Raw genomic sequence first — 19,190 nt, forward strand, 5'->3', positions numbered from 1 at the left:
GAGGTACGACCGCAGCTCCGCCGTCGATCACACGTGCACGGAGCGCTGAGACCCGTGCACGTAGCGCTGAGAGGCGACGGCTCATGCGTTCGTCAACGCAGTGAGGGGCGGTCGCCCGAATCGGAAGACCGCCCCTCACCTGCGTGTTCAGCAGTTCGGGTGGCGGGATTTGAACCCACTGCCTCTTCGTCCCGAATGAGGCCCTGATCGTTCCCTGACCTGCGGGATTCCGGAAACCGCAGGTCAGCGGGTGGGTGGGGGTTGGCCTAAGTGGGTCTGGGGTGGCGGTACTTCCATGATCGTCTCCCAATTTTCTCCCAGGAGTCCCAACCGTGGAGGGCCGGCTATGGCAGTGCTGGCGAAGGAGGGAGGTGGTGGATCTGTGAATGCGCGGGTGGCGTCCAGGTCGTTTGTACGACCTGGACGCTACCCGCGGCGAAGTAGAGCGGTGTTCTGACTGAGGCTCCTGAGCTGCTGATGAAGGGGATCTGCCATGGGAAGTAATGGATGTCGAGTATGAGGGATTGTGACCATATTGCCGCTGGTGCTCGGAGGTTCTCCGCAAAAGTTCCGGCATGGCGAGGAGGGTGCGGCTTCCGAGGTCCCTCGGATCCAGGCCGAACCGAGTTCAGGTCATGCACCAACCGGAGTCGCAGCCGTCGTCCTCCGTTTCCTCCGGCGGGGTCTCACACTGGGCGGGGATGGCCTCCGCAAGTGGCTTACCGAAGCGGGTGAGGTAGACCGAGTCGCGACCGAGGGCGGCGCGTCGGCCGTTCACCGTCTTCTCGAGTGCGATCGCTCGCTCGAAGAGTTCCGGTTCTGTTCTTCGCTGCTGTCGCCAGGCATCGACCGTGCGGAAGGGGCAGAAGAAGCACGAGCTTTTTGGCGGTACAGGGAGGCCAGCGTCCCTGATGATTTGCTCGCAGTCGTTGCGCCGTAGTCGAAGGTCCAGCAGCGGGTAGTCGATCTGCTCGTGAGGTTCGCTTCGGCGGCGGTTCGCGCGGTGGATCTCGTCGACTGAGATGCCGATTCCGACGGTGGCTGGAGCACTAGCAGTTGCTCCGTGCAGCCGGAGCCACCGGCCGACGACCTTGATCTTGAAGTCTGCGGTGCAGGATCTGCGCCCGGGTGCTCCATTGGCCATCCGCACGGGGATGGGGATCGATCGGGTGTCGGGGCGGTTTAGCCTCTGCATGAGTGTCTCGGTGGTGCCGTCCCGCCGTGTGCGCCGAAGCTGGTGGAGTTCGACGCCCGTGCCGGAGGCAAACGGCACGGCTATGTCGCGGATGTAGGCGAGGGTCGCAGGGTGCTCGCTGTCGTCGCCAACGTTGGCGAAGAGGAAGGTTGGGTAGTCGATTTCGCGCTTCGCCGCGAGGACCAGGAGAGCCGTGGACTGGACCCCGCCGCCGTAGGAAATCACTCGCACGAGTTGGCCTCCCGTCCACGGGACGTGGCGTGCTGCGCACCGCCGTTTTGGATGGGCGCCGTGACGGCACAGATGCCGTGTGACATGAAGCCTCCTGACGTGAGTGGATCTCGTGAAATATTCTATGGATGAGACTTCGCGTGTCAACTGTTTATTTCACACGCGGCACACAAGTGCCAGCACTCGGGATCACCCCGAGTAACTGTCGGGCGAGGCGTGCTTACTGCTTTGGCCGGATGACCGTGGTGTGCCCCTCCGAGAGCATCTCGGTCACGAAGGCGACTGCTGCCTCTTGCTCGGAGCGGGTGAAGCTCTGCGGCTTCGGCAGCGGCTTCTTGGGTGGTCGCGGTTTGGTTGCCGTCCCGCGGCCTCGCGGCTTCTGCGGGAGGCGCTCGCCCGACTGAAGCCGCTCGATCGCTTCTGCCACGAGACCGCGCCCGCGCTCGTTGGCGTCGTGTGTGACGGTGTCGAGCAGCCAGAGGGGGGAACGGGACAGCAGCAGGTCAGCGTCGACGATCTGCTTGCGGTGTCGCCAACGGGCTACGGTCTGCTGGGTGGTGCCGAGTACTAGAGCGACTTCCTGAATGCCCAAAATGACGGGCAGGAGCTCTGGGCTCTCGACCCGACGTCCACCGGGAATCTTCGCTTCGTATTGCCGCAGGCGCTCTTCGCTGACGCGTCTGCCGGCCTTGCCATCCAGGGCGAGGACGGAACCCAGCAGCCAGTACGGGTTGCCGGAGGCGACAAGATCCGGGGGCTTCAGCGTACCGTCAACACGCCACTTCGCGGACGTCTGTCGTTCGACGCCAAAGAGTTCAGCCACTTCGGCGTGTCCCAACAGGTACGGGATCTGTGCTGCTCCCATGTCCCGTGCCTTCTCCGCCGTACGCGCCGCGATCGAGCCCTGGTGGGCGCCACCAAGATATCGCGCTGATCAGGTCCGTGCTGGGCCCTGCTGTCGGAACCAGGGACGATCCTCAGCCCGGTCGCTACGTGAGTTCCTTGCCCTGACGGATCTCCCAAGGACCGATGGGAACGAAGTGGACATCGTCGAAGTAGCGGAGCCAGGCCGCAATCGTTTCGACTGCACGCTGGGCCTGCTCGGCGGAGAGGTCTCCTGCAGCGAGCAGCTCAGCTTGCATTTCGGCGAGATTCATCCGCCCTGCAGCTGTGAGTCCCTGCAGCTCGGGCATGGCATGGAGGCGGCCCAGGATTGCGGAGCCGAACGCCTGCTCATCAAGGCCAGGGCCGATGTCGAGGTACGTCAGGTCCCGGATTACACCAGCAAGCACATCGCTCCCGATATGCCGGTGTCGCCCGTTGTAGACGCGGTAGAGCCGATCCGGGTTTCGTGTCTCCGGTAGCCATCGCGCTGGTTGCTCGTCTTGGCCAGGCACGACAACGCGGGGGCTGTCTTCGTCACTCTGCAAGAGGGATGCCTGCTCACGTATCTGCTCCGCCAGCTCAACCGTCCCGGGCACTGCCGTAGCCTCTATGGCGGCCAGTACGCGTTCCACCTCCGGGTGGGCCTTGCCGGTTTCGATGAGCAGTTCGATGTTCGCCGCGGGTACTCGGCCGGTGGCCTTGCCGGTGAGGTTGGCGGACCCCACAAGGCAGCGATCATCGGCTACGTAGAGCTTGGCGTGCAGGTTGTGGCACAGCCGGACGGTGGCACGCCCGTCCCGTTGCGCAAGCTCGGCGATCTCAGGATCGGAGACGCCTGCGGCTACCTCGGGAACGGACCATCGGGTGACGCATGTGATCTCCCCGACTTTGGTCGGCACGGCATCGAGCGCTGCCTGGAAGACCTCTTTCTTGATGAAGGGGGCAACCAGGACGACACGGTCGGTCGCGGTAGCGAGGAGCTGCTCGACCTGCTGCCAGACGTGATCAACCGTCACTCGTCATCCTCGTCGTCGGCGTCGCTGGCGCCGAGGAACTCGCTGGCGAGGCGACCCCAGTCCTGGCGCATCCGCTTCGCGCGTTCGCGGGGTTTCTCTGGCTGCTCGTCTTCGAAGCGAGCCCAGGAGATCAGGATGAGTTTGAAAGCGTTGGCCGCGGCGGTGAGGCGCGCAGCGAGTTCCTCGCGACTCGCGCCCTCGATGTCCCCGTCGAGGACCGAGATCAGGTCGCTGTAGACCGGGTGGTCCATATTGAGGGCGACCTGCAGCATGCCAGGGATGTATTCGACGTTGAAGAAGGCTGGCGAGTCGGGGTTGCGACTGGTGAGGAGGCGGACGTGCTTTCCCTGCGACATCGTCTCTTCGATGATGCGCTGGGCATCGGCCGCGTTGTAGCGGTGTGTCTCGACCAGGCTCTCAAACTGGATCTGCTTACTGATCTCTTCGGGAGTCTCCTCGGCGAGCTGGTCAGTGAGGCTTGGTCGCGTCTCGGTGCGCCGGCGCTGGACCGCTACCTCAGCCTGGATCTCGACGGTCTCGTGCCGCTTGCGGCTGGAGCGCGTGCCCTCGGTCTGATGCGCCAGCTCGGTGCGCAGACGGCCGAGGAGCTTCTCGCGGATGTGATAGACGATCTCGATCAGGGGAAGGCGCCGGTCGCCCTCCTCACGCAGTTCTTCCCGGTACTCCTCCCAGGACAGTCCTGCGGCTTCCTCGCGCCAGTTGAAGTGGGCGAGACTGGAGAAGATGTTTGCGGCCTGCTTGTTGTTGGTGACGCCGAACACCTCGTCGAGAGCCGGGGGAAAGTCGATCTCGACGCCCCACCATCGCTCGACCGGGTCGTAGGAATTGATCCAGCCGGTGTCGAGGTCAAGTTCGCGGTCGGCCCGGATCAGGGAGATCCCGAGGTTCTTCGCGGCGTGTTTGCCCCAAGGGGTGTCACCAGGCTTGAGGCTCGGTGCCACGTTCGCCGGCCAGGGCTCGCCCTCGATGTCGGTTCGGCGGGCGGCGTCAACTGCGATGGAGGAGCGCACCAGGACCGGGTAGTCCTGGCCATCGGCGCCGCGAACCATGAACCTCTCCATGCCGACCTCCCCGGTGTTGCCAGCACCGTAGGCGCGGAACATCGGTTTCTTGTCGAACGGGGTGGGCGTGGAACTCGGGCTCATGAGGTAGAGCGGGTCGTTGGGACGGGTGTCACCAGCACCAGGCAACTGGGCCCAGCCACGCACCGGAACGAGCTTGATCCGCTTGCCCTTGGCGATGAGGCGGCGGTAGATCCGTCCGATCAGATTCTCCGTGTTCGTGACGGTGGTCTGCGCGCCCCGCCACTGCACGCGTTCGAGTTCAGTCCACTGTACAAGGGTGCCGGAGCGGCCGAGGCCCTCGGACAAGTCTTGCCACTCGCCAGGCACCGCGTCGAGCTCGGGTTCCGGTACCTCTTCGCAGCCGGCGGCGATCTCCTTGAGATCCAGATAAGTGTGCAGCGCGTTCTCCGGGCCGTTGGTCCAGGACCAGACGTCCACGCGGTTGCACTGCGAGATGCTGGAGTTCGGCAGGCCGACGCCGAACCGGCCAATGCCTTTGCGTTGCTGTCGGGTGCCGGCACCGAAGCGAAGAGACTGCCGGAGCGTTTCGGGGTCCATGCCGTGTCCGTTGTCGAGGACAGCTATCTTCTCGACGCGATACCGCGTACGGAGCCCGGTGTGCTCGGTGCCCTCGACGACGAACAGCTCGACGAGTTCGGCCTCGGCTTCGAGGCCGTTGTCGATGAGTTCGGCGATGGCGTGCGCGGTGGACTTGTAGCCGCTGTCCTGCAGAGCCTTGACCGTCAAATCGGAGGTGACGATCGAATACTTGGATGTCATCGGGTGCTCCACACGTCTTCCCAGTTGGTGAATGCTTCCGCTACGTCGCCGAAGCCCGGGAGTTCGGGGTCGATGACGGTGACGATGTCGCAGGTCGGGGTTCCGCCGGCCTGCGGGCCGCGGATGACCCGTCCGACCATCTGGCTGTACAGAACCAGGGATCGGGTCGGGCGAGCGATGACGGCCGCGCTCGCGGCGGGTGCATCGAATCCGGTGGTCAGGACGCCGTAGTTCGAAAGGACCATCGGCCGGCTGCTGGTGCCCTTGAAGCGTGCGATGGCCCGGTCGCGGTGACGCGGAGGGGACTCGGCCGTCACCTGGTCTGCGTCAAGGCCGAGAGCGGACAGGATCGCTACAAGCAGGCGGCTGTGTTCGACGGATGCGGCGAAGAGCAGGATTCGTTCATGGTTCTTGCTCAAGTCAAGGACTGTCCGGACGACCTGGAGGTTCCACTGCACGTTGCTGGCGAGCCGGGCCATGAGTGTGTCGGGGATGTCGAAGGATGCGGCGAGGGCCTGCTTATCCCGACTGCTGAGGGTGGTGCCGGATTCCGCGGCGACGGTGCGAAACGTCGGTCGGGCGAGGTAGCCCTGTTCGATCAGGGCGGTGACCGGGTTGTCGTAGCCGTCGATCTCCAGCATCACCTTCTGGTGGGCGAAGAAATCGGCGAGCCTCTCGTCTTCGGTGAGGTCCGCCCAAGTCCGACCGGGGGTCGCGGTCAGGCCCAGCAAGCTGGAGTCGCTGCGAAGGGTGAGCGCATCGACAGTGCGGCGGTAGGTCGGGGCGATGGCTTGGTGGGCCTCGTCGAAGGTCGTGAGGGTAGTACGGATGCCCAGCTTGTCGAGGAACGTCGTATCGGTGTTCGCTGCAGCGCTGGCCTTGTCGAGGCCGAGCACGATGATGCCGTCGTTGACGCCGTCGAGGTCGGTAGGTGCGTCCCCCCACATGCGCACGATGGAGATCTCACGGTTACCGAGGGCGCCCCATGCCCTCTCGGCCTCAAGGGTGGCCTGCTCGAGCAGCTCGCGGCCCCGCGCGAGCCAGACCACGACGGTCGGCTCGTGCCGCCGCAGGTGGTCGCAGATGATGTTCATGGCGGTGCGGGTCTTGCCGACGCCGGTGGGCAGGTGCAGGACGACCCGTCGTTCGCCGGAGTACAGCAGTCGCTGCACCCGGCAGGCAGCGAGCCGCTGGTGGGGGAAGAGCGCGTACTGCGGGGTGCAAACACTGCGCAACGCGGTGGGGATCTCCGGAGCCCGGTCGATGATGAGCCCGAGGAATCCGAGCAGCGTACGACGCTGCTCCTGCGACCACGGCAGTGAGGCGAGGAGATCACTGGAGGGATCTACGATGCCGACGCCGAGACGCTCGGCGAGTTCGGTGATTTTCTGCTCGGGGAGCATCTCGAGGAACCGCGAACGGTCATCCGGATCCCCGATGATCCGCTCGGGTGAGACGGCGGAGGCTGCCACCCTGCGCAGCGCCGTCTCCGCGTCCTGATCGCGGTACAGGAGGTCCAGCAGGTTGCAAGCGTTGTCGCCCAGGAGGCTGCGGACATACGGGAGAGGCGCGGAGTCCAGGACGGACTCAAATGCGATGCCAGGTGATCCGATCACGACCCGACCAGGCTGAGGTCGATCCCGCTGTTACCCACGCTTTGTGCCCCTCCATAACGCTCGTTTGCGCCTCCACGCTGGTGGGAGAGACCCACCTCACACCACCGTCTGCGATCAAACCCTAGCCCTATACGCCGACAGCCTGCGCGTGGTCTCGGAAGTCCGTGAAGGTGGAGCCGAAGACCACGCCCTTCTGTGCAGAACTTGCCTGTCCTGCATGAGCTTTCAACCCTATCGGGGAGGCGTCGATTTATGCGAACATTTGTTCGTAATCAGTGCTTCGGTACCGCATGGAAGCAGCGGAACCGCACGGCTTCCCTCGGGGTGTCGGTCGCTCCGGCTAGGATCACGGGTACAACTGGTGGATGGTCTCGACCGTGAGTTGGAAGCCGCCAGCTCGGCAAGTAGAACAGATTGAATGGGGTGGAAAGTGACTTTTCAGTCACCGGATGTGGGTCTGGTCTACCTCGACTACAACGCTACTGCTCCTACTCGCCCCGAAGCCCTCCAAGCCACTCTTGCCGCGATGAACAGCGTGGGGAACGCCTCGAGTACGCACCGATCCGGCCGCGGTGCCGCCGAACGTGTGGATCTGGCGCGCCGTCAGCTCGCTGACCTGCTGAACTGCTCCCATGGGGAGATCGTCTTCACATCAGGTGCGACGGAGGCGAACAACCTTGCACTGCGTGCGGCGTTCGCATCCGGCGGGCGGCTAGCGACGAGCGCGGTGGAGCACCCGGCCATTCTTGAGACAGCCAAAGCGATCACGGCAGATCAGCCGGGAGCTCTGGTCGTGCTGGCCGTGGACGCCGACGGCCTGGTGGACATGGACGCCCTGCATGCTGCTCTGGCGACTCGGGACGTCGGCGTGGTGTCGCTGATGGCGGCGAACAACGAGACAGGCGTGCTGACCGACCTTGCGCCGGTCACCAAAGCCGCGCACGAGGCGGGCGCCCTGGTCCACACCGACGCGACGCAGATGGTGGGCCGACTGCCGATCGATCTCGCCGAGACGGACGTCGACCTGCTATCGCTGTCTGCTCACAAGTTCGGCGGCCCGCAGGGCGTGGGAGCGCTGTTCGTCCGCCGCGGTGCTGCGCTTCCATACCGCCCGCTGCTGTTCGGTGGTGGGCAGGAGCGCGGCTGGCGGGCCGGCACGCTGAATGTGGCGGGCATCGCTGGTGCAGGGGCTGCGGCTGAGGCTGCCCGCCTCGGCATGGCCGCCGAGGTGCCGCGAATTACACGGTTGCGGGACCTGCTGGAGGCGGCGCTTGTATCGCAGGTTGGCGACTGCCGCGTCAATGGAGCAGCTGACCGCCGGCTGCCGGGCGTCACCAGCATCACCTTCCACAGCGCCCCGGCGGACGCCGTCCTAGCGTCGATGCCTGACGTGGCCGCTTCGGAGGGGAGCGCATGCTCGTCGGGCGCGCCGAGCCCGAGTCATGTGCTCCTGGCCATGGGGCGGAGCCGGGAAGAGGCAGAGTGCACCGTCCGGTTCTCTCTGGGGTACGGCACGACCGCTGACGACATCGACCGAGCCGTAGCCTCGACGGTTCGTGCAGTCCAACATGTGCGCGCCACCCTCGCATCCGCAACGTAGCCGCACCTGCCCAGCAAGATCCACTTTTACCTGAATGGACACGGGAGAACACCTCGCATGTCAGATAGCCGGCTCGCGAACGCCGCCAACTTCTCCTTTGCGCGCCACGAGACCTTCGCACCGCGCTTCGGGTGGCTCCACAAGGCGTACATGCAGGTGAAGAAGAACCCCGAGACGTTCCTTGCCGATGATGCCCCGGTGCTTCTCGGCGTGGGCAAGAACATGGCCAACTCTATGCGGTACTGGTCGAAGGCATTCAAGCTGACCCGCGAGTTCTACGGTGACGACGCCAACTCCCGGGCGATGCTGTCCTTCCCCACCTGGGAGGCGCGCTGGCTGCTCGACGAGGACGGCGCTGACCCATACTTGGAGGAGCACGGCAGCCTGTGGCTGCTGCACTGGTGGTTGCTGTGCTCGCGGCCCGGCGCCAAGAGCTGGGCGCCCTCCTGGTACGTCGCCTTCCAGCTCGCCCCGTTCGCCCGCTTCACGTCCGCGGACCTGACGCAGCTGATCGTGCGTCACGTGAACTTGTCCTACGACGAGGCCCCGGTCGAGGCGTCTGTCGCCAAGGACGTGGACTGCATCACCAAGATGTACGTTCCCGCCAAGCGCGCGAAGGGTGGCGCGCCTGGCGCGTTCGAGGACCTGATGGCCTGCCCGTTCCGTGAGCTCGGCCTGATGGAGGCGGTGGACCGGCCGACATCCGGCAGGCAGGAGTGGGAGTTCACCACTGGCACGCGCATCACGCTGCCCGACCGGATCGTCGCCTACGCGTGCCTCGACTACGCGGCGAGCACCGCTCCCGAAGCCAGCTCCATCTCCTTGGCCCGGCTCGCGAACGAGAACGGCGCCCCAGGGCGTGCCTTCCGCATTCGGGAGCCTGAGCTCGCCGCGGCTCTGGAGCGAGTGGCTGCGACCACCCCGGGCCTGCAGGTCGTCGAAGCCGTGGGCCAGCGCAGTCTTGTCTTCGCATCCGATCCCTTCGAACTCGCCTGGGACGTCCTTGACGCTCAGTACGACAACGTCCGCAAACGGCCGGGCTTCCCTACCCGCGACGAGTGGGCTCGCGCCTACCCGAAGCTCGCCGCGGCCGAAGCACGAGAGCTGCGCCAGGGCGCTACCGAGCAGCAGCTCACCCTGAACGGAGATGACGAGTGACCACCGCGACCCAGCGGCCCAAGACTGTCCGCAAGACCACCGGTGGCCTCGAGTTTCCCATCGGCGTGGAACTCGTAGGTTCCCGCATGCGCTCCACCAACCTAGAACGCGACGTCCTCGACGAGCTCCACTCGCCGTATGTCGGCGCCCGCGCCCTCGACGTACTCGACCGTCTGGGCAGCGCACTCGGGGACCTGCGCCGCACCCGATCCTGGTCGTTCACCGGCCCCTACGGCTCCGGCAAGTCGACGCTCGCCAACCTGATCGACGCGCTCCTTGGGCACGACAAGGTCCGCCGCGCTGAGGCGCAGGAGGTGCTGGCGGGCACCAGCAGCGGCCTCACCCAGCGGTTCTTCGCAGCGTGTGAGGAGCTCGCACCGGTTGGCTTCCTGGGTGCCGTGACGACTGCACGCCGTGAACCGCTCGTCGCCACGCTTTCTCGGGCCCTGCACACCGCAGCCCAGCGTCGCTGGCCTAGCCGCACCCCAAAGTCCGTATCGACGGCGCTCGCGCGTTGCCTGGACCCATCGACCGCGCAGCCGCAGGACATCATCGCGGCGGTCGCCGCCCTGTGCGCGCAGCAGCCGCTGCTTCTGATCGTTGACGAGTTCGGCAAAACTCTTGAGCACCTCGCCGGGAATAGCCAGTTCGCCACTGCCAAGGAGGACCTGTTTCTCCTGCAGGAACTGGCTGAGAGGAGCGCGGGTCCCAAGGGTCTGCCGCTGTTCATGGTGACGCTGCAGCACCTCTCGTTCACCGACTACGCCGCGCAGTCCAGCGAGCTGCAGACCCGCGAGTGGGCGAAGATTCAAGGTCGCTTCGAAAGCGTCACGTTCATCCCCCATCTCGGCGACTCCGTGCAGCTGATGCGGCGGCGTCTCGACCAGTCGGGCGTGGCCGAGACGGGTCAGAAGCTGATCTCCGCCTACGCGCAGGCGGCGGAGGAGGCGTGGCGCGAGCACGGCCTGAACGATGTCGTGGTCCTCGCAGCGCAGGACTTCAAGGACCTGTATCCACTGCATCCTCTGACTGCGATCGCGGCGCCGTTCCTCGCCTCTCAGATCGGCCAGCACGACCGCAGCCTGTCCGGGTTCCTCAACAACGACGAACCCCACACGGTCCGCCGCTCGCTCGACTCGTTCTCAAAGGCCAAACCGCGCCGCGCCAGCACCGTCAAGCTGCCCCAGCTGTACGACTTCTTCCTTGATTCCGGCCGGACGTCACTGCTTGCCTCAAGCAACGCAAGCCGCTGGATCGAGATCGAATCTCGCATCACCCAGGCCAACGGCCTGTCCACCGTGGACCAAGACCTGCTGCGCACCATCGGCATGCTGAACCTGATCGATGAGGACGGTGCCTTGCGGGCTACCGCCGCGATGATCTACTTCGCTTTGCATGAGCCCACCGAGGCTGCTGTAGCAAAGGAGTTCTCCGCCCTCGAAGAGCAGCTACAGGATCTCGTCGAGCGCGGCTTCCTCGTCCACCGGCGCTTCAATGGTGAGTACCGGTTGTGGCGCGGCACCGACGTGGACATCGACGCGCGTTTGCGCGAGGCCCACGGCCACCTCGACGAGCCCACCGTCATCCAACGGCTCGGCGACTACCTTCCGCTCGCGGTCGCGGCCGGCAGACACAGCCAGATCACCGGCATGCTCCGCGCCCTGTTCGTCCAGGTCACCAGTGCACAGACCAAGGCCATCACCGGGCCCGATGAGCTCGCCGACCACGCTGACGGCCTTCTTGTCTTCCACCTTGGCACCGTCGATGACCGGCCCGTCGTGGAGTCCACTCTGCCAGTAGTCCTCGGCGTCACCGAGGAACCGGGCCTCGTCCTGCGAGCCGCGTTCAACCTTGTTGCGCTGGAGGAATTGCAGCTGGACAAGACCCTCGATGCAGTTGCACGGCGGGAGATCAGCGAGCGAACATCCATGGCGAAACGCGAGCTGCTTCAGCTGCTGGGCGCTGCGTTCTTCCCGCCCACCTCGCGGGCGACATGGCGGCTGTGGCGCTCGGGGATCGCCGCCGACTCCGAAGTCGGCGAGGTGATCGAAGGGCGCAGCCTCAGCGGCCTCGCGTCCATCGCCTGCGACCGGGTGTTCCCGGCAACACCGCACATCCGCAATGAAATGCTCGGCCGGCACGAGTTGACCAGTCAGGGCGCCAAGGCTCGCCGCGAACTGCTGACTGCCATGCTGCTCAAGTCCGGTGAGCAGTACCTGGGGATCCAGCTATACCCGGCCGAGCGCGCCATGTACAGCGGCGCGCTCGCGTACATGGGCCTGCACCGGGAGAACGGTGGCGCGCGCGACGACACGTCGACATCACTGCTGCCCTACGGCTTCTCCCGACCAGGCCCGGCCCAGGAACACACCCGTCCGGTGTGGGAGGCCCTGGAGGACGCACTGTCGCAAGCGAACGAGCGCACGAGCCTAGAGCAGATCGTCCGGGTTCTCATGATGCCGCCGTACGGAGTAAAGGCGGGCGTGGTGCCGCTGCTCGTGGTCACCGCGCTGATCGTGCGAAGCCAGGACGTCGCCCTGTTCGAGGATGGCTCCTACCTGCCCCGCCTGACGCCTGACGTGGTCGAGCGCATGGTGAAGGCACCCGGCCGTTTCTCCGTGAAGGCCACGCCGGTCGGAGACGGGCTGCGCCACAGCGTGGTAAAGAACCTGTCCCAAGCCCTGAAGGTGGAGCCGCCGCGCTCTCAGGCGCTGCGCAACCCAGCTCTGCTTGCCGTTACACGAGCGCTGATGGAGCGGGTCATGGTGCTCACCCCATACGCGCGGCGCACTAGGCGTATCAGCAAGGACGCCATCGCTGTCCGCTCCGCCCTCTTCGCCGCGCAGGACCCGGATGAGCTGCTCTTCCAGGCCCTGCCAAGGGCTCTCGGCCTGGACCCGATCACCCCGGAGCAGCGCAAGAGCACGACCGGGAACAAGGGCTACGTCGAGCGCCTGACCGCCGCCGTCGACGAAATCTCCGGTGCCGACCGCGCCCTTCGAACTCAGGTGATCGAAACGATCGCCAAGGAGTTCCGCCTGCCCACCGCGTTGCCCGAGCTGCGCCGCGCCCTTGCATCCAGGCTGAAGGGCTTCGCCGGTGTCGCGCTCAACCTAGAGCTGCGCGGCTTCGTCGCCATAGCTCTCAATGAGGCGCTGCCCGACGAGGACTGGCTGGACCCGATGATCGTCCGGTTGTCCCACGCGGCCCTCGGTGACTGGTCCGACAATGACGTCACCGTCTTCCCACGGAAGGTACGGGAAATGGCCAGCGCCCTCGACCGCGTCAGCCACCTGTACAAGAGCAACGAGCCAGCAGATACATCCCAGGAAGAGGTCGAAGCACGGCTGCTCACCCTGACAGACAAGGATGGGGCGGAACAGCGCACCCTGATCTACCTGCCCAAGCAGGCCCAGCGGGAAGCTGAGACCCTCGCTGTCAGTGTCCTGGAGCAAGCTAAGAAGGCGCTCGGCCCGGACGGTGCTCGAATCCTGCTCGCCGCCCTGGCCCAGCGCGTCACTGACCCCGCGACCAGCGAACTTGAGAGGACGGAGTGACTATGACCGACACCACAGCCTCCGACAAAAAAGTCCGGCACGTCCTGGGCTTGTCGGGCGGTAAGGACTCCTCCGCCCTCGCCATCTATATGCGCGACCGCGTGCCAGAGATGGAGTATTTCTTCTGCGACACCGGCGCCGAGCTGCCCGAGACGTATGAGTACCTCAACAAGCTCGAAGCCGCCGTCGGCAAGCCCATTGTGCGCCTGAACACCGACCGCGACTTCGACCACTGGCTAGAGGTTTACCAGGGCACCCTGCCTAGCCCTCAAATGCGCTGGTGCACCAAGAACCTCAAGATCAAGCCTCTGGAGGAGTGGGTCGGCGACGACGAGGTGATCTCCTACGTCGCCATCCGCGCCGACGAGAACCGCCTCGGCTACGTCAGCACCAAACCCAACATCACGGCGGTCTTCCCCTTCCGTGAGGACGGTATCGACCGTGAAGGCGTCAACCGTATCCTCGACGAGGCTGGCACCGGCCTGCCGGACTACTACGAGTGGCGCACCCGGTCTGGCTGCTACTTCTGCTTCTTCCAGCGCAAGCACGAGTGGCTCGGCCTCAAGGACCGCCACCCAGAACTCTTCGACAAGGCCGTTGCCTACGAGGAGAAGGTCCGCCACCAGGGCACCGCCATGCAGGGCCGTGACTACACGTGGTCCCAGGGCGAGTCCCTGCACGAGCTCATAGAGCGCCGCGAGGAGATCCAGGCCAAGCACGAGGCCAACCTCGCCCGAGCTGCGAAACGGATCAAGCCCAACCGACCCCTGCTCGAGGTCCTCTCGGATGCCCTCGACGCCGACGATGACGAGGCCGGCTGCTCCGTCTGCCACCTCTAGCGAAGAACCATGGTCAAGGGTCCACTTGATGGTGACAAATCATCACCAAGTGGACTCTTTTTCGTTCGGCCGCCCGGCTGTCGGCGCTGCATGTAAGGATGTGTCAGCTCATCACATTACGGTCACCAAACGGAGCACAGGGGATATGGCGACGTCAGACATCGCTGCGTGCGGTCATCCGCCATCAGCCGGACGCCAGGGCGGTTTTCGAGATCCAGTTCGGCGTCACGCAGATGATGGACGTACCGGCACATCAGGTCCTGTGAGACGATCTCAGCTGACTCCCTCCCATCGCCATGGGAACAGCTCTCTGCGATCCAGAACATCGTCAATTCGGTACCCGACGAACCTGCCTCTATATCCGTCAAGTGAGCGGCGCTGGTCAGTTAGGCGACGCACTCTGGGCCTTATGGAGCGCTGGTTGCGACCGTCGAGGACGGTCTGCGATCAAGAACCTGAAGGGCCCTCTCTGCACCCGCACAACCCGCCGGTCAGTATGCCGGGCGGCGCCACTCTTCGAGGGCGGTTCAGCACCGTCCCCAAGCGGGCACTCCGCGCTTAGCCCTCGCACTCCCTCCCCGACAACGAGGTACTTGATGCCGTCCAAGACGTTCGTTCCCGCCTTCGAGGCTAAGGTGGGCAATTGGACTTATTACTCCTGCCTGATGAGCTACGCCCAGGTGGCGCGCGAGATCAACTTCGCGCACGAGCTCGGCGGCAATCGTGATCTCGGCACGATGATCCAGCGTGGCGTCGGTACCCGCACGCAGGAGATCACGGAGTACTTGCTCACCAATGAGAACAGGTTCCTCGGCGCGCTCATCATCGCGGTCTGGGGCGGCGATCCGAACTATCTGCCTGTAACTATGGACGCGGAGAACCAGGCCGTTCTTCAAGGACTGGACCGCAACTTCGGCGTCCTAACGTTCGACGGTACGCAGCAGTTCTTCGCGCTCGACGGTCAGCACAGGCTCAAAGCCATCAAGGATGCGATCAAGCAGAATCCGGAGTTGGGCAACGAAGACATCAACGTCATCGTGGTGCCGCACTTCGACACCGCAGACGGTCGTCGTCGGACCCGGCGATTGTTCACCAACATCAACCGGAACGCCAAGAGTACAAACCTGCAGGAGAACATCGCCCTTGACGAGGACGACAGCTTCGCCATCCTCACTCGCCGCCTGTTGGACGAAGACGACTTCCTCAAACGCGACAGGGTCGTTCTCGTCTTCAGTAAAGTCGGTCAGGATGGCGAACTCGTCCTTGCCCAACGTTCCATCAACCAGGCCAGCCCTGCGTGGAGCACTATCGCCGTTCTCTACGACATCGTCAAGGAGATCGGCTACGACCTGCCCTGCACTGCTGGCGTGGCTAAGCAGCGAGCGACTGATGAACTCCTCGACCAGAGCTTCGAACTCCTGACCGTCCGACTTCACGAGCTCCTCGATGCGTGCGGGAACCTCCGCGAGCGCTACCTTGCCGCTTTGTCGGGAAAGGATCTTCGGGCGCCCAAGGGCCGCGATGGAGCTGGCCACCCGTTCATGCGCCCGGCCGTTCAGAACCAGGTCGCTAAGGTCGTACGACACATCCTTGAGTCGGGAACCCTGGAGTGGCTGGAAATCATGAAGCGACTCTCCGCACTCGAGTGGAAGATGACCGCAGCCCCGTTTTCCTCGATGTGGATTGAGACTCCTGAAGGGACGAAAGCTAAGGGGAAGATGGCCAGCGGCAATACGCAGCTCCTGTATGACCTTCTGCAGGTGCACCTGGCGCCACGTTCCAAGGCCCAGATCAGCAGGGCGTTGCGCGCCTACTCCGACGTGATGAAGGCAAAATACCCCATCACGCCTGAGGATCTATTCGCGCTCCTCCCTGTCGACGCCGACTGAGTCTGGACCCTATGAGGTCGCACGAACGGGGCCGTCCCATCCGCAGGAGGCATCTCCTGATCACAGTCGCTCAGGCGTCCCGATACCGAGAAGGTCCATGCCCTGCGGAAGCTCTGCGCGGTGAGCAGGCAGAGCAGTGGGTGGGTCTCCACGACCTCACGGTTAGGGACCTTGGGGACGGCGCAGGACTCATAAAAGGTGGCGAATGCCGACGCCAGGTTGTGCAGTTACACGTAGAGACAGTTGGAATCGAACGTTGCGATTACCTGGTTGATGCTGTGGGCCGAATTTTTCACAGTGGGCTGCACGAGCTTATAGAAGGCATTTGCTGTCGAAGGCAGATCTCCGGACGCGGTGACGACAACTCCGTGGGCTGCACTCTGGAAAGAGGCCACGGATGGTGTCAGATCCCTGGCTGAGCCCGCTGGTTGCATCGCTGTGACTCAGAGCAAAATATAAACATTCCAAGGGGAATTCGCTTGTTCCACTCGTTTAAGATCGAGCTCCTGAGTGTGCGCGAATATATCACACTGGGTCGAGAACGATCATACGCCATCCCGCGAGTTCCCGGGATTTATATCTGGACGGCCGACCTGCGGGACATAGGCGCCAGCGCTGTGAATCGCGATCCTGACGAAGTTTTCACGGAACTCCAGAAGAGGGTTAGTTCGCCTCGTGGCGAGCCGCTGGAATCCGGAATGGTTGGAAATTATCGACACATTGCGATCCAGGATCGCCCTCCTCAACTGACTCCTGCCTCATCTCGGCGGATGGCTGAAATGATAACCGCAAGAAATCTTCATCTAGAGTGGGCCTTCCTATGTGCGACCATGTTTCAGCGCCCTCTCTATATCGGGAAGGCGGTAAATCTGGCAACCCGAATTAGGAACCACGTTAAGCCCGGTTCGCATCTGAGTGGAGAACTGGAGCGCCTTGGTTTGACGGTTAGTGAGTGCACGGTTCTACTACTCCCGGTCCAGTCTCCCGATAACATTGCCGATCTTGTGGCGGCCGAAGAGGAGCGCATTCGGAATCGACGCAGGGGCGTTCCATATTCTCCCTCGCCTCGTGAGATTCTTAACGACGAGAACCAGCAAGTCGAAGAAGTTGACGTTTATGATTGGGACGTCGATGCCGGAGATGATCTTAACGATGACGTGCAGTTGGAGCCAGAAGCATCAGCCGAACTGAAGCAGGTCGACCAGCTGGTGCGCCTTGCTGAATCACTAACCATCAGAGTTGCTCACCCTCTCCTCAACATGAAGATGGACTAGCCATGAGTATCTCGTCAGCCATGGGCCGGCGCCGGGCAGCCTACACAGACCAATATGCTTTTGTAACTGGCGAATATGCGATCGGTGACGAGCGCGTTCCATACTTCTCGATCTCGATGACGATCCGAGAAGCAGATCAGTTTCTGCGTCTGGCACGAGAGTTGGCTTTCGACGATCGTGAGCCAGTCAACTTCGAGGAGCTATTTCAGCGAGCCGTCGATGAAGACCGTGCCACCGGGCCGATTGCGACATACCTGCTCCAGCCGGGATCTCTAAAATTCTTTAACTCCTTCACGGTGGTTCTTCTGCCGGTTGATCCAGATCAGCGAGGTTCTATCACCGACGGCTATGTTGATGATCCGGATGCGCCGTCCGAAGCTCCCAATTCTGGTTTGACGAGAAAGTCAATTGGACCTGTTCAGATCGACTATCTACCTGAGAGTGATATTGGTTTCATTCGATGGAGTACCAAGCGAACTCGGGCAGTAATCCTGGATGGCCAGCACCGCTTCCTAGCCTTCAAGAAGATCCTCGACTCGGAGCGTCATAATCTGCTCAGGCCGGAGACCACAAAGATCCCGGTCCTGCTCTTGGTTCTAGACCCTAAAGCTGGGTTCGTCCCTGCTCGGGATCACGAGAGCGTCCTACAGGCTTGCCGTAGCATCTTCGTCGCGCTCAACAAGCACGCTGTGGCCGTCTCCAAGACACGCACTTATCTCCTGGATGACCAAGACTTGGTTTCGGTTAGTATGCGCCGCCTCATGACGCAACTTAGGAACTCTGACGTCGATCGGCAGCAGCCGACTTATCGGATCCCATTGGCACTGGTTGACTGGCATTCCGACCAGGCGAAATTTGACCGCGGATACTACCTGACGAGCATTTTGGGACTGCACGATACAATTCGGCATGTCTACCCAAGTCGGTGCGATGAGACAGACTACGAAAAGCTGCTAGATTTCATTACGGACACAACCGCAATGATCACCCCCGGCGCCGACTCCCGATGGTCCGAACTAGCAATAAGGGAACGCGTCAAAAAAGCAGAGGAAGACGCCCTGCCATTTATTTTCTCTGTCGAAGAAGTTTCTGCCGCCGCTGAAGCTTTTTCCCGAGGGGTCGGCCAGGCTATCGTTCGTCCGCTCTTGGAGATCACTCCTTATCGCCAGCTTAGGGAGCGGTACGAACTGGAAGGCTTCGTTGGAGGGGAGCGTGAACTGTGGCTAGGCTCAGATAAAGCCGGAAAGCAGTCCTATGTAACCCGCACAGGCGACGACCCGAGCGACCTGGCCCGCCAGATTTCGGACGAGGTTAAATCGGGCAATAACGCCTTCGCCGTCGTTTTTCAGCGAGGACTTCTTCTTTCTGCCGTGAAGTTCGATACTGCACGATCCGAGTTCACGGAACGCTGGAATCTGCCGTCGACTCGGTTCGCCGTCCTAGATTCCTGGATTGATCGAGTAAACACCCGCATCGTTCCCTTTTTGGCGAATGCCAACTTTTGGCTTGGGGTCGGGGTCAAAGGCGATAGGAGCGTCAACTACACGAAGGTCGGCGAGAAGGGAATCAAGGGTTTCGTATCACTTGCCACGATGTGTCCGATCGAAGTGCTCCAAGCGGATGCCTCGAGACTGACGGATTCCATCATCGAGAGCTTTACCAAAGATGAGGCGGCGGCGTGGAATATGGTATCGGATCCCGAAAATTCTTTTCTTCGCGATGATAGGGCGATGGCTGTAGCCGCAGGCCAGAGACTGCAGTTTGCTGCCTACCAGTGGCTGCGTGATCAGTTTGCGCAAATTTCCCGCGGTCGCGCTTCGGGTGTACTTGCTGGGGTAGTTAGGGAAGCCTGTATGGAATTTCGCAATGCGGCCAAAGCGTACATCAAGAATGATCTGCGCGCGGCCAGTGCAACGGTCACCGACGACGAGGTATTGCTGGCAGTTCTCGTGTTGGGTGCTCGCAGGCTGGCCCTCATTTCGGATGCTTGCGCAGAGCGTATTTGAAGCCAGTGCCGGGAACTTAGGGGGGCGGCCAGGTTGTCAAGCGGTTCGGGGAATTTGAT

12 protein-coding genes are annotated in these 19,190 nt (G+C 63.1%); 7 read left to right on the plus strand and 5 right to left on the minus strand.

The window, feature by feature from the left end; translation table 11 throughout:
• Nucleotides 1-628: 628 nt before the first annotated feature.
• From BLR33_RS05475 to BLR33_RS05495, 5 genes are all read right to left on the minus strand, one after another.
• Nucleotides 629-1,420 (minus strand): adenine nucleotide alpha hydrolase family protein, encoded by a 792-nt coding sequence (locus BLR33_RS05475; protein WP_245771171.1) that lies wholly within the window; start codon nucleotides 1,418-1,420, stop codon nucleotides 629-631.
• A 226-nt stretch (nucleotides 1,421-1,646) separates the two neighbouring features.
• Complete coding sequence (locus BLR33_RS05480; RefSeq protein ID WP_093783096.1) at nucleotides 1,647-2,291, minus strand: hypothetical protein; 645 nt, start codon at nucleotides 2,289-2,291, stop codon at nucleotides 1,647-1,649.
• A gap of 124 nt (nucleotides 2,292-2,415) precedes the next feature.
• Entirely contained in the window at nucleotides 2,416-3,327 is a 912-nt protein-coding gene (locus BLR33_RS05485) for a phospholipase D family protein (protein WP_093783097.1), read from the minus strand.
• A complete protein-coding gene (locus BLR33_RS05490; RefSeq protein WP_093783098.1) occupies nucleotides 3,324-5,192 on the minus strand; it encodes an ATP-binding protein in 1,869 nt (622 codons plus the stop codon). Before BLR33_RS05490 ends, BLR33_RS05485 begins: the two co-directional genes overlap by 4 nt.
• Nucleotides 5,189-6,808: a DEAD/DEAH box helicase gene (locus tag BLR33_RS05495; RefSeq protein WP_093783099.1), complete on the minus strand. Its 1,620-nt coding sequence runs from the start codon at nucleotides 6,806-6,808 to the stop codon at nucleotides 5,189-5,191. Before BLR33_RS05495 ends, BLR33_RS05490 begins: the two co-directional genes overlap by 4 nt.
• A 418-nt stretch (nucleotides 6,809-7,226) precedes the next feature.
• Here BLR33_RS05495 and BLR33_RS05500 point away from each other — a divergent pair, with 418 nt between their 5' ends.
• From BLR33_RS05500 to BLR33_RS05525, 7 genes are all read left to right on the plus strand, one after another.
• Nucleotides 7,227-8,408: a cysteine desulfurase family protein gene (locus tag BLR33_RS05500; protein WP_093783100.1), complete on the plus strand. Its 1,182-nt coding sequence runs from the start codon at nucleotides 7,227-7,229 to the stop codon at nucleotides 8,406-8,408.
• A gap of 57 nt (nucleotides 8,409-8,465) precedes the next feature.
• Nucleotides 8,466-9,566 carry a DUF4007 family protein gene (locus BLR33_RS05505; protein ID WP_093783101.1) on the plus strand — a complete coding sequence of 367 codons (1,101 nt, stop codon included), beginning with the start codon at nucleotides 8,466-8,468 and terminating at the stop codon, nucleotides 9,564-9,566.
• Nucleotides 9,563-13,123, plus strand: a complete 3,561-nt coding sequence (locus BLR33_RS05510) for a hypothetical protein (RefSeq protein ID WP_093783102.1) — start codon at nucleotides 9,563-9,565, stop codon at nucleotides 13,121-13,123. Before BLR33_RS05505 ends, BLR33_RS05510 begins: the two co-directional genes overlap by 4 nt.
• Nucleotides 13,124-13,125: 2 nt before the next feature.
• On the plus strand, nucleotides 13,126-13,962 hold the full coding sequence (locus tag BLR33_RS05515; RefSeq protein ID WP_093783103.1) for a phosphoadenosine phosphosulfate reductase family protein: 837 nt from the start codon (nucleotides 13,126-13,128) through the stop codon (nucleotides 13,960-13,962).
• 596 nt (nucleotides 13,963-14,558) lie between these two features.
• Entirely contained in the window at nucleotides 14,559-15,851 is a 1,293-nt protein-coding gene (locus tag BLR33_RS05520) for a DGQHR domain-containing protein (protein ID WP_093783104.1), read from the plus strand.
• Nucleotides 15,852-16,855: 1,004 nt separating this feature from the next.
• Entirely contained in the window at nucleotides 16,856-17,125 is a 270-nt protein-coding gene (locus BLR33_RS34665; protein WP_143031632.1) for a hypothetical protein, read from the plus strand.
• A gap of 2 nt (nucleotides 17,126-17,127) precedes the next feature.
• Nucleotides 17,128-19,131, plus strand: a complete 2,004-nt coding sequence (locus BLR33_RS05525; protein ID WP_093783105.1) for a DNA sulfur modification protein DndB — start codon at nucleotides 17,128-17,130, stop codon at nucleotides 19,129-19,131.
• Nucleotides 19,132-19,190 lie beyond the last annotated feature (59 nt).

The organism is Actinacidiphila guanduensis (assembly GCF_900103985.1).
GTDB classification, from domain to species: Bacteria; Actinomycetota; Actinomycetes; order Streptomycetales; family Streptomycetaceae; genus Actinacidiphila; species Actinacidiphila guanduensis.